Origin of the sequence: Sphingomonas sp. R1 (assembly GCF_025960285.1) — a bacterium.
Lineage (GTDB): Bacteria > Pseudomonadota > Alphaproteobacteria > Sphingomonadales > Sphingomonadaceae > Sphingomonas.
Genome location: NZ_CP110111.1, coordinates 325398 through 339155, shown reverse-complemented (window position 1 = coordinate 339155; position 13758 = coordinate 325398). Strand labels below are relative to the sequence as shown.

The following is a 13758-nucleotide window of genomic DNA, read 5'->3' as shown; positions in this document are numbered from 1 at the left end:
CTTAGCGGCACTGACGATGGAAAGCAACTGCCAAGGATTTAACGCGATCTACACGCCTGGCGTGGAAAGGAATGTGTTCATTCGTACGAGGGGCAAGTTGCGTCAATGACGCGGGACCGGCAGCAAGACGGCCAGAAGACGCAGCGGCAACGCACTGCGGCGATCTACAGCGCGCTGGCCTCCGGCGCGGTGCTGCTCGCGGGCGGCATTGCCGCGGTGCTGGCCTTCCATGTCGTCCGGCAGACGCCGCCGCCCGGCTGGCTGCTCGGCGCGCAGATACTGGACCTCGCGATCCTGCTGCTGTGCTGGCGGCGGATAAACGCACGTGCGGCGCGCCGCCGCACCGGCGACCGCCTGCACCAGTTCACCAGCCGCGATCCGCTGACCGGCTTTCACAACCGGCATAGTCTTACCGAGGAAGGCGCGGCAATGTTCGCGCGGGCGCACCGCCGCAACCAGGCGATGGCGATGCTGGTGCTCGATCTGGATCGATTCAAGGCGATCAGCGATCTGCACGGGCACGAGGTGGCGGACGCGCTGGTGCGCCACGTCGCGGACGAAATCGTCGACGCCCTGCCGCCGATGGCGCTGACCGGCCGGCTCGGCGTCGACGAGTTCGCCTGCGCCTTCGGCTTCGACCCCCGCGACCCGGCAACGGTGGAGCGCGTGGCCGAGCGGATCGTCACCCGGCTTGCCCAGCCCTTCGAGGTGGACGGCACCCCGCTTCATATCGGCTGCTCGCTCGGTATTGCCCGTTCGGATTTCGACTGCCCCAGCGCCGAGGCGTTGCTGCGCACTGCCGACATCGCCATGCATCAGGCACAGAAGGCCGGGCGCAACCGCTTCGCCTGGTTCGACCCCGCGATGGAGCGTGCCCTGCAGGTGCGCAGCGCGCTGGAAAGTGGTCTGCGCATGGCGATACCGCGCCAGGAGATCGTCCCCTATTTCGAACAGCAGGTCGATCTCGCGAGCGGCCGCCTGCACGGCTTCGAGGTGCTGGCGCGCTGGGAGCATCCGAGCCAGGGCACGATCGGCCCCGATCATTTCATCCCCGTCGCCGAGGAAACCGGGCTGATCGGGGAGCTTTCGCTCGCGATCATGCGCCAGGCCTTTCATGCCGCACGCGACTGGGATCCGGGCCTCAGCCTGTCGGTCAATATCTCCCCGGTGCAGCTGCGCGATGCGTGGCTGGCGCAGAAGATCATCAAGGTGCTGACCGAAACCGGCTTCCCGGCGCATCGGCTGGAAGTGGAGGTCACCGAAAGCGCGCTCTTCGACAATCTGGCATTGGCGCAGTCGATCGTCGGCAGCCTGAAGAACCAGGGCGTGCGGTTGGCGCTGGACGATTTCGGCACCGGCTATTCCTCGCTCGCCCATCTGCGCGCGCTCCCCTTCGACCGGATCAAGATCGACAAGAGCTTCGTGCTGTCGATCAACCAGAATGCGGACAGCGCGGCGATCGTCCAGGCGATCGTCCGTCTGGGCGAAAGCCTCAACCTGCCGATCACCGCCGAAGGGGTGGAGGATGCCACGATCGAGGAGCGCCTGCGCGCGCTGGGCTGCGCCAAGGCGCAGGGCTGGCATTACGGCAGGCCGATGTCGATCCCGAGCACCCGGCGTCTGCTAGCCGAGCGGCGACTGATCCTGCAGCCCGCGCCGCGGCCAACCGACCCGGAGACTACCAGCCGGCGCCAGGCTGGCTGAGATAGTCGAGTTCGTCCGGCGTCGAGATGCGCCCCAGTGCCACGTTGCGTGCCGGAAACCGCCCGAAGCGGCGAAACACGTCGGCATGATCGCGCGCGAAACGGAGCAGTTCGTCGTCCTCCAGGGCCGCGAAGCAGCGCAGGCTGAGCGCCTGCAGCTCGGCATCCTCGGCATGCTCGAACGGCAGGTAGAGAAACTGGCGCTGTTCCTTGGAGAGGCGCAGATCCCAGTGCCGGTCGACCGCCAGCCGGGCGAGGTGCTGGGCCAGCCGATCGCCGGCAAAGGCTTCGGCACGGCCACGATGGATGTTGCGGGAGAACTGATCGAGCAGGATCACCGCGGCCAGAAGCGTTTCGGGATCCTCGTCCCAGCCTGCGGCATCGCTGGCCAGCACGCGGTTGCGCAGGTCGCCGAACAGATCCGCGATCTCGCGATCGAGGCCGTCGGACTTTCGAAACCATTGCTCCGGCAGCAGTGCATCGAACCAGAAGGCCAGCACTTGGCCCGCCTGGCGTTGGACTTCTGCGGTCGGCGTCCTTAGATCGCTGGCCAATGTCCCTCTCCTCGCCCCTCATCCTTAACATGGGTTGCCGGCTGAACCTAGCCGAAGGTGAGTCGATCCGCGCGCTGCTGACAGGGCGTGACGCGATCGTGGTGAACAGTTGCGCCGTCACCAACGAGGCGGTGAAGCAGACCCGCCAGGCGATCCGCCGCGCGCGCCGCGAACGACCGGGCGCGGAACTGGTCGTCACCGGCTGTGCGGCGCAGATCGACCCGCATGCCTTTGCCGCGATGCCCGAGGTCGACCGCGTGATCGGCAATGCCGAGAAGCTGCTGCCGGCGGCCTGGGCCTCCGAGGCCAGGGTGCAGGTGCAGGACATCCTCGCGGTGCGCGAAACCGCGCCGCACCTCGCCGCCAGCTTTTCCACCCATGCGCGCGCGTTCGTGGAGGTGCAGAATGGCTGCGACCATCGCTGCACCTTCTGCGCGATCCCCTTCGGCCGCGGCAACAGCCGCTCGGTGCCCGCGGGCGCGGTGATCGATCGGATCGCGATGCTTGCCGAAGCGCATGGCGAAGTGGTGCTGACCGGCGTCGACCTCACCAGCTATGGCCACGACCTGCCCGGCGCTCCGTCGCTGGGCTCCCTCGTAGAGCGCATTCTGAAGCACGTTCCGAAGCTGAAGCGGCTGCGCCTTTCCTCGCTCGACGGGATCGAAGTCGACGAGCGGTTGTTCGCGCTGCTCACCCAGGAGCCGCGCGTGATGCCGCATGTCCATCTGTCGCTCCAGGCGGGCGACGACCTGATCCTGAAGCGGATGAAGCGCCGCCACAGCCGCGCCCAATCCGTGGCGCTGGCCGAGCGCCTCCGCACCGCGCGGCCGGACATCGCGATCGGCGCCGACCTGATCGCCGGCTTCCCGACCGAGGATGAGACGATGTTCGAGAACACGCTGGCGCTGATCGCGGATTGCGGCGTGGTGCACGCGCATATCTTCCCCTATAGCCCGCGCGCCGGCACGCCCGCAGCGCGGATGCCGCAGGTGGCGCCCGCCACGATCCGCAACCGCGCCGCCCGGCTGCGCGCGGCGGCGGCCGAGCAGCGGGCGAACTGGCTGGAAACCCTGGTCGGCAGCCGCCAGCAGGTGCTGGTCGAGCGCCCGGGCGACCGCGGCCATGCCGAGAATTTCGCCGAGGTGCGGCTGACCGCCCCTCAGCAGACTGGAGAAACGGTGAACGTGACGATTGCACGCGTCGAAGACGGAGCCCTGGTCGCATGAGCGGGCCCAGCTGGCATGAAAAGCTGCTCGGCGGCTTTCGCAAGACGTCGGATCGGCTGCTCGGTAACCTCGCGGGCCTGTCGCTCGCCCGACTGGACGAGGCGACGCTCGACGAGATCGAGGAGGCGCTGATCGCCTCGGACCTCGGGCCCGCCACCGCCGCCAAGGTGCGCGCGCGGCTGGCCGAGGGGCAGTTCGAGCGCAACATGGAAGAGCTCGGCATCCGCGTGATCGTCGCCGAGGAAGTCGCCAAGGTGCTCGAGCCGGTCGCCAAGCCGCTCGAGATCGAGGCGTTTCCGCGCCCGCAGGTGATCCTCGTCATCGGAGTCAATGGTTCCGGCAAGACGACGACGATCGCCAAGCTTGCCAAGCAGCTGCTCGATCAGGATTACAGCGTGATGGTCGCCGCGGGCGATACGTTCCGCGCGGCCGCGATCGGCCAGCTGCGCACCTGGGCCGAGCGGATCGGCGTGCCGATCGTCTCCGGTGCCGAGGGCGGTGACGCGGCGGGCATCGTGTTCGAGGCGGTCAAGCGCGCGACCGAGATCGGTACCGACGTGCTGATCGTCGACACCGCCGGCCGCCTGCAGAACAAGCGCGAGCTGATGGACGAGCTGGCCAAGGTCCGCCGCGTGCTCGGCCGCCTCAATCCCGCAGCCCCGCACGACGTGGTGCTGGTGCTCGATGCGACTACCGGCCAGAACGCGCTCAACCAGATCGAGGTGTTCAAGGAAGTGGCGGGCGTGACCGGCCTTGTCATGACCAAGCTCGACGGCACCGCGCGCGGCGGCGTGCTGGTCGCGGCAGCGGAGAAATACGGCCTGCCGATCCATGCGATCGGCGTGGGCGAGAAGGTCGACGATCTTCGCGGATTCGACGCGAACGAAGTCGCCCGGATCATCGCCGGCGTGGAGGAACTGACCCATGGCTGAGGCAACGCCCCGCCCCCAGGCGTCGGCCGGCTTGCGCATGGCGCTGGATTACGGCCCGCTGATCGTCTTCTTCGCGGTGAACGCCTTCGCGCCGGGCATCCAGCTCCAGCGCATCATGACCGCTACGCTTGCCTTCATGATCGCGATGGCGGTGGCGATCGCGGTATCGTGGTGGAAGACGCGGCACGTTTCGCCCATGCTGTGGATCACCGGCGTGCTGGTGCTCGTGTTCGGCGGGCTGACGCTCTATTTCCACGACCAGACCTTCATCCAGATCAAGCCGACCGTCGTCTATGTCATGTTCGCGGTCATCCTCGGCTATGGCCTGGTTGCCGACAAGCCGCTGCTCGAGACGATGCTGGGCTCGGCCTATCCAGGGCTGAGTGCCAGGGGCTGGCGGCTTCTGACGATCAACTGGTCGCTGTTCTTCGTCGCGATGGCCGTGGCCAACGAGGTCGCCCGGCACATGCTCACCTGGGATCGCTGGGTGTTCTTCAAGACCTGGATCGTCATTCCCGTGACGCTGGTGTTCGCCATCGCCAACATCCCCATGCTGCTGCGCCATGGCCTGCAGCTCGACAAGCCCGAGGACGCCCCGCTCCCGCCGGAGGGCTGATCGCATGCTGCGGCCGCCGCGCCATCCCGCCGCCTTGCACGCGGTACGTGCGGCCAACGGCCTGCGGCGGCAGATCCGGTCCAACTCGCTGCTCTTCCTGCTGCTTGCCGTCGGCGTCGGCGCGGTCGCGGGCGGTGCCGCGATTGCGATCGGCCAGAGCGCGCGCGGCATGCAGCGGGTGCTGTTCGGTCTGGCGCAAGGCGAGCATCTGAGCGCCGCCAGCCACGTGTCACCCTTGCGGCTGCTCGCCCTGCCGATCGGCGGGGCGCTGCTGGGCCTAACGCTGTGGCTGCTCCGCCGCCGCAAGACGGTCGATGTGGTCGAGGCCAACGCGCTGCACGGCGGCCGTATTCCTGCCCGGGACACGGCGACCGTGGTCGGCCAGACCCTGCTTTCCAACGGGTTCGGCGCGTCGGTGGGGCTGGAGGCGGCCTATGCACAGGCCGGCGGCGGCCTCGCCTCGTTGCTTGGCCAGCGACTCAAACTGCGCCGCGCCGACCTCCGCACGCTGATGGCGGCCGGCGCCGGCGCGGGCCTGGGCGCGGCGTTCGGCGCGCCGCTTACCGGCGCCTTCTACGCCTTCGAGATCGTGCTGGGCGCTTATACGCCGGCGATCGTGGCCCCGGTGCTGCTTGCGTCGCTCACCGCCGCGCTGATCGCCCGCACGCTCGGCATCCATCCCTATGTGATCAGCGCGGGGGCCGCGCATCCGATCGGCACGGCCGACTATCTGCTCTATGCGCTGCTCGGCGTGCTGTGCGCGGGCTTCGGCATCGCGCTGATGCGGCTGGTCGCGCTGGTCGAGGCGGGCGTGCGGCGCACCCCGATCCGGCCTGCCTGGGCCCCGCTGATCGGCGGCGCGCTGATGATCCCCCTCGCCCTGCTGTCGCCGCAGGTCCTGTCGAGCGGGCACGGCGCGCTGGACATCCACCTCGCCGCCGAAGCGACGATCGCCTCACTGGCACTGGCAATCCTGCTCAAGCTGCTGGGCTCGGCCGTATCGCTGGGATTCGGCTTTCGCGGCGGCCTGTTCTTCGCCTCGCTGTTTCTCGGCGCGCTGATCGGCCGCTTCTACCAGCAGGCGCTCGCCCATCTGCCCGGCCTGCATCCCCTCGCCGCCGACCATGCCGCCGTGGTGGGCATGGCGGCGCTGGCCGTTGCCGTCGTCGGCGGGCCGATGACCATGTCGCTGCTCGTGCTGGAAGTCACCCATGACTTCAGCATCACCGGCGTCACCATCGCCGCGACGCTGATCGCCAGCACCATCGTGCGGGAGGTGTTCGGCTACAGCTTCTCCACCTGGCGGCTCCATCTGCGCGGCGAGACGCTGCGCAGCGGGCGCGACGTCGGCTGGGTACGGAACCTCACCGCCGCGCGGATGATGCGGCGCGACGTCGCGACCATCGCTGCGGATGTCGATGTCGCCACGTTCCGCGCGCGGTTCCCGCTGGGTTCGACCAAACGGGTGGTGCTGCTCGATTCCCGGCAGCAGTATGCCGGGATCGCCGAGACCGCGGCGGTATGGAGCCCTGCTGCCGAACCGGCGGAGCGTGTGGGCAATCTGGCGAAGCTGGCGGACACGGCGCTTGCACCCGACATGACCATCGCGGAAGTGCTGGAAGCCTTTAACGCGAGTGTGGCGGACGATCTGGCGGTGCTGTCGAGCGACGGGCAGGTGCTGGGGCTCATCACCGAGAGCCATGCGCGGCGTCGCTATGCCGAGGAGCTGGAGAAGGCCCAGCGCGACCTGTACGGGGAAAACTGATCCCCCCGCCCGGCTGCGGGCGGGGGGACCAATGCGGGCTCAGCCCTGCTGGTCGGCGCGGCTCGCACCTTCGCCATCGAGATTCTGGGCAACGAAGTCCCAGTTCACCAGCTTGGTCAGGATGGTGTCGACGAACGACGGACGCGCGTTGCGATAGTCGATGTAATAGGCGTGTTCCCACACGTCGATCGTGAACAGCGGCTTCACGCCATGCGCGACGGGCGAGTCGCCGTCATGGAACGACGTGACCTTCAGCGTGTCGCCGTCCAGAACCAGCCAGCCCCAGCCGCTGGCGAAATGGCCGACCGACTCCGCCTTCAGCTTCTCGAGCAGCGCCTCGTGGCTGCCGAAGTCGCGGTCGATCATCTCGGCCAGCTTGCCCGTCGGCGCCGCATAGTTCGGCGTCAGGCACTGCCAGAAGAAGCTGTGGTTCCAGATCTGCGAGCTGTTGTTGAACAGGCCCTTGTTGCCCTTGTCCTTGGCATAGGCGATCACGTCCGTCAGCTTCGCGCCGGCGAGCTCGGGAATGTCGGCAACCAGCTTGTTGCAGTTGTCGACATAGGCCTTGTGGTGCTTGCCATGGTGGAAGTCGAAGGTCTCGGCCGACATGTGCGGCGCGAGCGCGTCCTTGGCGTACGGCAGTTCGGGAAGTTCGAAGGCCATTTCATGCTCCTTGGGCATATGAAAGCTGGTGCGGTCGCCTAACGCATGGAAGCGCGAGGCGCCGCAACAATTTTTGTTTCACCCCTGATCGAAGGTGCCGATCAGAAGAGCTGCCACTCCCAAACGCCCGCCCCGGCCGGCACGCGGAGGCGAAGATACCGAGCGGTGACATTCAGCGGCAGCACGATCGGCGAGCCGCTGGCCGCTGCCATGGAGGCCACCTGCCGCCAGTGCCTGCCGTCCGCCGAGGCCTCGACCGCGACGTCATAGGAGCGGTTGGCATATTCCATTCGAAGCTGCGCCATGCGGACCGGGCGTACCTTGCCGAGATCGGCCACGAGCAGCGGCGCGGAACCAGGCGCCGGGCGCCAGAGCGTCGCGTAATTGTCGTCCCCTGCCCGTTCGGCCGCATGCACGGCATCCGCGGCCCCGCCGTTGAGCGAGACCGGCAGGCCGCGTGTACGGCGAGGGACGAAACCCGCGACCGCGCTGCCATGGCTCGGAGAGACCCTCGCGATGGTGCCGTCGTCCCGGATCGTCAGCGGATCGACGGCGATCTGGCGAAGCGTTGCATCGTCCCCCGGCCGCGGCCAGGGCAGCGACTGGCGGTGGTAGAGAATATAGGGCTGGCTTCCGGCGCGGAAGATTGCGTGATGGCCCGGGCTGATCACGTCGCGGGTCTTGTCGGTGGAGAGGATCGGGCTGTCCGGGCCCTCGCGGAACGGCCCGAACGGCGTGTCGCCGATCGCATAGCGGACCTTGTAGCTGTCCTCGGTCGTCTTGCCGTCGCTATAGGTGAGGACATAGTGCCGCCCGGCCTTCACCAGGAAGGGGCCTTCGAAGTAATTGGAGGGGGTGACGTCCTTGGGCTCGCCGTCGAAGCTGACCATGTCGGGCTTCAGCTTGACGACGAAGCAGTGGCCGTTGGTCCAGTTCAGCCCCGAGCCCCAATAAAGATAGGCGGCGCCGTCATCGTCGACGAACGCCTCGGCGTCGATCATGTGGTAGGCGGGGGCAAAGTTCTTGGCGATCAGCGGCTTGCCACCGTTCGCATCTGCCCAGGGCCCGGCCGGCGACGGCGCGCTGCCCACCCATACCTCGGACCCCACCGAGACATACATGTACCAGCGCCCGTTCCTGGCCTTCACCACGGAGGGCGCCCAGACCTTCGAGTCCCCGGAGGTCGGGCTGGTCGCCGCGGCCTTGGTAGGCCAGGCCGGGGTGGAAAAGGTCCAGTCGCGACCGTTGGAGGAGGTCCACATCCCCAGCGTGTCGGCGCCCCAGGGGTCGATGGTGGCGAAGATGTACCAGGTACCGCCGTCGCGCACGATCGAGGGATCGGCGAAATAGCCGGGGAGCAGCGGATTGCCGTCCCCGGCCGCATCCCAGCGCGGCACGGGCGCGTCGGTGGCGGCGAGCAAGCCCGCCGCCACCATCAGAAGAACCGCCTTGCTCACTTGATGTCGAGCATCACGATCGCCTTGGCCGGCACCTGCACCGTGAGCGTGCCACCCGACAGGCTCGCGCCGGTGAACGCCGCCGGCTGCACCGCATCGGGCGCCTTGAAGTCGTTATGCGCATCCAGCGTATTGCCGGTGAGCACGCGGCCCGTGACCTGGCTGCCGGTCACGCCGTCCAGCTTCACGCTCACGCTGGCCGGCCGGTTGGGATCGACATTGACAAGCCCGACATGGACCACGCCGTCCACCCCGCGCACCGCGCTGGCGCTCACCGCGCGCATCGTCCACTGGTCCTTGTTGTACCAGCGCGACTGCACGTCGACCGGCAGCACCGTGCCGTCCATATAGTCCTTGTACAGATCGAACGCCCAATAGGTCGGCGTCTTCACCATCTTGGCGCCATCGGTCAGCAGCATCGCCTGCAGCACGTTGACCATCTGGGCGATGTTGGCGCCGCGGACGCGATCGGCATGGCGTGCGAAGATGTTGAAATTGAGCGCCGCCACCACCGCATCGCGCAGGCTGTTCTGCTGGTAGAGGAAGCCCGGATTGGTGCCCGGCTCGACATCGTACCAGGTGCCCCATTCGTCGACGAGCAGCGCAACCCGCTTCTTGGGATCGTACTTGTCCATGATCTTGCTGTGCTCGGTCAGCAGCTCTTCCATCTTGAGCGTCTTGGAGAGCGTGCGCGCCCAGCTTTCCTCGTCGAAACCGGTCGCGGGGCCCTTCTTCTCCCAGGGTCCGGGCACCGTGTAATAGTGCACGCCGATACCGTCGATCTTGTCGCCGGCCTTGCGCATCATCACGTCGGTCCAGTTATAGTCGCCCGAATTGGCGCCGCTGGCGATCTTCATCAGCTTCTGGCCTTCGGGCACCTTGAGGAAGGTGGCATAGCGACGGGTCTCGTCTGCGGCATATTCCGGCAGCATGTCGCCGCCGCAGCCCCACAGCTCGTTGCCGATGCCGAACATGGTCAGCTTCCACGGCTTGTCGCGGCCATTGGCACGGCGCTGGTTGGCGATCGTCGACTGGGTGGGCGAGGTCATGTACTCGACCCACTCGGCCATCTCGCTGGGGGCCGCGGTGCCGACATTGCCCGACACATAGGGCTCGGCCCCGACCACCTCGGTGAAGTCCATGAACTCGTTGGTGCCGACGGCATTGTCCTCGGTCACCCCGCCCCAGTTGGTGTTGACCTTGACGAGGCGCTTCGATTTCGGCCCGATGCCTTCCCGCCAGTGATATTCATCCGCGAAACAGCCGCCCGGCCAGCGGATCACGGGCACCTTGATCGCCTTGAGCGCGTCGATCACGTCGCGGCGGAAGCCCTTCACGTTCGGGATCTTGCTGTCGGTGCCGACCCATAGGCCTCCATAGATGCCCGTGCCCAGATGCTCGGCGAACTGGCCGAACAGCCGCTTGTCGTATTTGGCGCCGGGCTTGTCGCCATGCACCGTCACCGCATCGCCGCCTGTCTGCGCCAGAGCGGGCATGGCGGCGACAAGCGCAATCGCACTGATAAGGCTTCGCATTATTCTTTCTCCGTCGCACGCGCGGGGCGCGCCTTGGCTGGGGTGGTGCCATCGCCCTGAAACGGGGTCAGGCGGAAGCGGATGGTGGTGGGCACCAGCTGGGTGCGGTACTTCTTCAGCGGCTTGCCGAACTCGCTCCACTGCGTGTCGCCGCCGACGCCCCATTGCGCGGCGTCGATCAACAAGGTGCCCTGCGCCTTCGGCACCACATCGGTGCTCTTCCAGCTGCCGGGGGCGTGCCGGTCGAGATCGGCATAGGGGAAGGCGAGCGCGTTCATCATCAGCGGCGCATCCCCGGTCACGCGCAGGCCCGCGCCGGCGCCCGACAGCTCCATCCAGCGCACATCGACCTTGTTGCCGGTCTCCTGCGGGCGGATATAGTCGTGGTTCTGCTCGGCGATCGCGCCGCGCCACAGGCCGATCGGCGCCGAGGTCCTGCGGTCGACATAGCTTTCGTGCGGACCGCGGCCGTACCATTCGACCGTCTTGAGGCTGCCGGGCGTGGTGAAGGCCAGGCCGATCCGGAACGGCGGCGGCAGCTGGGTCGCGACGGGCTCGAAGCGACCGTCGACGGCGACGGACCCGTCGCCCGCCATGCGGTAGACGCTGGTGAAGCGCACCGCGCCGGCGCCCATCGTATAGGCGACGCGCACTTCTGCGCCGTCCGCGCCCAGCTCCTGCACCTGCACCGCCTCGATCGTGCGCGTCTCGCTCATCGCCTTCCAGGCGGCGAGCTGCCGGTCGGTGCCGATGCCGATGTCGTTGTCGGTCACCGCGCGCCAGAAATGCGGCGCGCCGCCGCTGAGCAGCGGCTTGCCCCTGGCAACATAACGGTCGACCAAGCCGGTGGCGCGGTTCACCACCAGCGTCGCGCCGCCGGCCGAAAGGGTGATCGCCCCCTGCCCGTCCTGCGTCGTCACCTTGCCCTTGGCCGCCGCGACGTCCGCGGCGCGATACCCGGGAGCGAGTGCGAACTGTTCCCAGCCGATCACCGCGCCGCCGGGAACCAGCGGCACCGCATCGGCCTTGGCGCGGGCGCGGATCGTGACGAAATACTCGGCGCCCGGCTTGCGCGCGATGCCCGCCAGCGGCAGCGCGATCGTTCCCGCGCCGTGCGCCGCCACGTCCGGCGTCGCCAGCGCGCCGCTTGCCACCGCAACGCCGTTCTCCTGCACCTCCCAGTCGAAGGTGAAGCCGGACAGATCGCGGAAGTCGTGGCGGTTGCGCACGATCACCGTGCCGTTCGCGACGTCGAAGCCGTCGAACTGGATCGGCGCATAGACCTTGCGAAGCTCGTAGAGCTGCGGGTTGGGCGTACGATCCGACTGGAGCAGGCCGTCGCCGAACTCGATATCGCCGCCGGGGTTGGGGCCATATTCGCCGCCATCGCCCCAGTACCGCCGACCGTCCTTGGCATAGCGATACATCGACTGGTCGACCCAGTCCCAGGCGAAGCCACCCTGCAGCTTGTTCGGGTGGGCGTAGATCGTGTCCCAATATTCCTTCAGATTGCCGCCCGAATTGCCCATCATATGGGCGTATTCGCACTGGATCACCGGCTGCTTGAAGTTCCAGTTGGTGGCATAATCCTCCAGCTTCACTGCCGGATCGTACATCGGCGCATAGATGTCCGCATACCAGTTGGGGCGATGGTCCTGGATGCCGTCCCAGGTGCCCCAGCCGAGATAGGAAACCAGCCGGCCCGGATCGACGGCCTTTGCCGCCGCGGCGGCCGCCTCGAAGTTGGGACCGATGCCCGCCTCGTTGCCCAGCGACCAGAAAATCACCGAGGGGTGATTCTTGTCGCGCTGGACCATGTTGACCACGCGGGAGACGTGCGCATCCTTCCACGCCGGATCGAAGCCGACCTGCAGCGCGGCGCGGCGTTCGCCGTGCTTGTTGGCGTAATCCATGTACGCGTGGCTCTCGATGTTCGCCTCGTCCATCACATAGAGGCCGTAGCGATCGGCGAGTTCGTACAGATACGGGTCGTTCGGATAGTGCGAGGTGCGGATCGCGTTGATGTTCGCCCGCTTCATCAACTGGATGTCGCGCTCCATCGATGCGCGGCTGACGACGTGGAAGGTCTCCGGATCATGCTCGTGGCGGTTGACGCCGCGGATCGTTATCGGCTTGCCGTTGACGCTGACCAGTCCGTTCAGGATCTCGACTCTGCGGAAGCCGATCCGCTGCGGGGTCGCCTGCACCACCTTGCCCTCGGCATCGACCAGCTCGACGAGCAAGGTGTAGAGGTTGGGCGTCTCGGCGGTCCAGGGGCGCACGTCCGGCACGTCGGCGGCAAGGGTGACCTTCTGCGCCGCGCCCGCGGGAAGCGGCATCTCGCGCACCAGCACGGCCTTGTCGCCATCGAGCAGCGTCATCCGCGCGGTGAGGGGCACGGTCCGGCCGGTCAGCGTCAGCTCGGTCGAGAGCTTGCCGTCCTTATACGCTTCGTCGAGACCGGCATGGACGAACAGGTCGGCCACGCGGGCCTTGGGTGCCGCCGCCAGATAGACCGAGCGCTCGATGCCCGAGACGCGCCAGAAATCCTGGTCCTCGAGATAGCTGCCGTCGGACCAGCGATGGATCTGGATCGCGATCGTGTTGCGGCCCGCATGGACCAGCCTGGTCACGTCGAACTCGGACGGCAGCTTGGAATCCTGCGAATAGCCCGCCTCGACCCCGTTCACCCACACCTGATAGGCCGAGCCCGCCGCGCCGATGTGGAGGATCACGTCCTGCCCCGACCAGTTCGCCGGCAGTTGCACGTCGCGCCGGTACGAACCGACCGGATTGGTCGCGTGCGGGATCAACGGGCGATTGGCCGGAAACGGATAGGTGATGTTGTTGTAGCGGGCCTGGTCATACCCCTCGGTCTGCCAGTCGGCGGGAACCTTGATGCGCTTCCACCCGGCAACGTCATACTCCGGCTTCTCGAAGCCATTGGGCACGGCATCCGACGAAGGGGAGAAGTGGAACGACCATTGGCCGTCGAGCAGCAGATAGCGGCTCGACTTGGCGGGGTCGCCCGCCAGCGCGGCGGCGCGGCTCTCATAGGGGAAATGCGTGGCGCTGGCGGGCATCTTGCCACGTGCGAACACCGCCGGATTTTCCCAGTCAGGGCGGCGCGGATCGACCTGCACCGGCTGGACCTGCGGCGCATCGCCGATCTTCGGGCCGTCCTGCGCCATGCCGATGCCGGCGGCGAGCGCGATCGTGCCTACCGCCGCCAGCAATCCAAACTTGTTCACGCTGATTCCTCCCGCCCGTCAGGGCATACTGCAAAGGCTGATTGTTTCGGTCAAAT

10 protein-coding genes are annotated in these 13758 nt (G+C 67.4%); 5 read left to right on the top strand and 5 right to left on the bottom strand.

Annotated elements, in window-relative coordinates:
* Positions 1 to 105 precede the first annotated feature (105 nt).
* Positions 106 to 1704 (top strand): putative bifunctional diguanylate cyclase/phosphodiesterase, encoded by a 1599-nt coding sequence (locus OIM94_RS01590; RefSeq protein ID WP_264608390.1) that lies wholly within the window; start codon positions 106 to 108, stop codon positions 1702 to 1704.
* Here OIM94_RS01590 and OIM94_RS01585 read toward each other — a convergent pair.
* Positions 1679 to 2257, bottom strand: a complete 579-nt coding sequence (locus OIM94_RS01585) for a DUF924 family protein (RefSeq protein ID WP_264608389.1) — start codon at positions 2255 to 2257, stop codon at positions 1679 to 1681. The genes OIM94_RS01590 and OIM94_RS01585 overlap by 26 nt on opposite strands.
* On the opposite strand from OIM94_RS01585, the gene mtaB reads away from it, so the two are divergent.
* From mtaB to OIM94_RS01565, 4 genes are read left to right on the top strand one after another with little or no spacing between them, the layout of a single operon-like run.
* Positions 2257 to 3483, top strand: a complete 1227-nt coding sequence (mtaB, locus tag OIM94_RS01580) for a tRNA (N(6)-L-threonylcarbamoyladenosine(37)-C(2))-methylthiotransferase MtaB (RefSeq protein ID WP_264608388.1) — start codon at positions 2257 to 2259, stop codon at positions 3481 to 3483. The genes OIM94_RS01585 and mtaB overlap by 1 nt on opposite strands.
* On the top strand, positions 3480 to 4415 hold the full coding sequence (gene ftsY / locus OIM94_RS01575; RefSeq protein WP_264608387.1) for a signal recognition particle-docking protein FtsY: 936 nt from the start codon (positions 3480 to 3482) through the stop codon (positions 4413 to 4415). Before mtaB ends, ftsY begins: the two co-directional genes overlap by 4 nt.
* 37 nt (positions 4416 to 4452) lie before the next feature.
* Positions 4453 to 5031, top strand: a complete 579-nt coding sequence (gene ispZ, locus OIM94_RS01570) for a septation protein IspZ (protein WP_264609961.1) — start codon at positions 4453 to 4455, stop codon at positions 5029 to 5031.
* Between the two features lie 4 nt (positions 5032 to 5035).
* On the top strand, positions 5036 to 6796 hold the full coding sequence (locus tag OIM94_RS01565; protein ID WP_264608386.1) for a chloride channel protein: 1761 nt from the start codon (positions 5036 to 5038) through the stop codon (positions 6794 to 6796).
* 39 nt (positions 6797 to 6835) lie between these two features.
* Here OIM94_RS01565 and OIM94_RS01560 read toward each other — a convergent pair whose 3' ends face one another.
* The 4 genes from OIM94_RS01560 to OIM94_RS01545 all read right to left on the bottom strand — a co-directional run bounded on the left by OIM94_RS01560 (position 6836) and on the right by OIM94_RS01545 (position 13702).
* Positions 6836 to 7459 carry a superoxide dismutase gene (locus tag OIM94_RS01560; RefSeq protein WP_264608385.1) on the bottom strand — a complete coding sequence of 208 codons (624 nt, stop codon included), beginning with the start codon at positions 7457 to 7459 and terminating at the stop codon, positions 6836 to 6838.
* A 101-nt stretch (positions 7460 to 7560) separates the two neighbouring features.
* Positions 7561 to 8916: a family 43 glycosylhydrolase gene (locus tag OIM94_RS01555; protein WP_264608384.1), complete on the bottom strand. Its 1356-nt coding sequence runs from the start codon at positions 8914 to 8916 to the stop codon at positions 7561 to 7563.
* The gene (locus OIM94_RS01550) at positions 8913 to 10451 is read right to left on the bottom strand and encodes an alpha-N-arabinofuranosidase (RefSeq protein WP_264608383.1); all 1539 of its coding nucleotides are present in this window, start codon (positions 10449 to 10451) and stop codon (positions 8913 to 8915) included. The genes OIM94_RS01555 and OIM94_RS01550 overlap by 4 nt, the downstream gene beginning before the upstream one ends.
* Positions 10451 to 13702 carry a glycoside hydrolase family 2 TIM barrel-domain containing protein gene (locus OIM94_RS01545; protein WP_264608382.1) on the bottom strand — a complete coding sequence of 1084 codons (3252 nt, stop codon included), beginning with the start codon at positions 13700 to 13702 and terminating at the stop codon, positions 10451 to 10453. Before OIM94_RS01545 ends, OIM94_RS01550 begins: the two co-directional genes overlap by 1 nt.
* Positions 13703 to 13758: the final 56 nt, after the last annotated feature.

Excerpts from the sequence above, each read along its gene's own strand:
- OIM94_RS01590 (WP_264608390.1), top strand. The coding sequence starts at position 106 with ATGACGCGGGACCGGCAGCAAGACGGCCAGAAGACGCAGCGGCAACGC.
- ispZ (WP_264609961.1), top strand. The coding sequence starts at position 4,453 with ATGGCGCTGGATTACGGCCCGCTGATCGTCTTCTTCGCGGTGAACGCC.
- OIM94_RS01550 (WP_264608383.1), bottom strand. The coding sequence starts at position 10,451 with ATGCGAAGCCTTATCAGTGCGATTGCGCTTGTCGCCGCCATGCCCGCT.
- OIM94_RS01560 (WP_264608385.1), bottom strand. The coding sequence starts at position 7,459 with ATGGCCTTCGAACTTCCCGAACTGCCGTACGCCAAGGACGCGCTCGCG.
- ftsY (WP_264608387.1), top strand. The coding sequence starts at position 3,480 with ATGAGCGGGCCCAGCTGGCATGAAAAGCTGCTCGGCGGCTTTCGCAAG.
- mtaB (WP_264608388.1), top strand. The coding sequence starts at position 2,257 with ATGTCCCTCTCCTCGCCCCTCATCCTTAACATGGGTTGCCGGCTGAAC.
- OIM94_RS01565 (WP_264608386.1), top strand. The coding sequence starts at position 5,036 with ATGCTGCGGCCGCCGCGCCATCCCGCCGCCTTGCACGCGGTACGTGCG.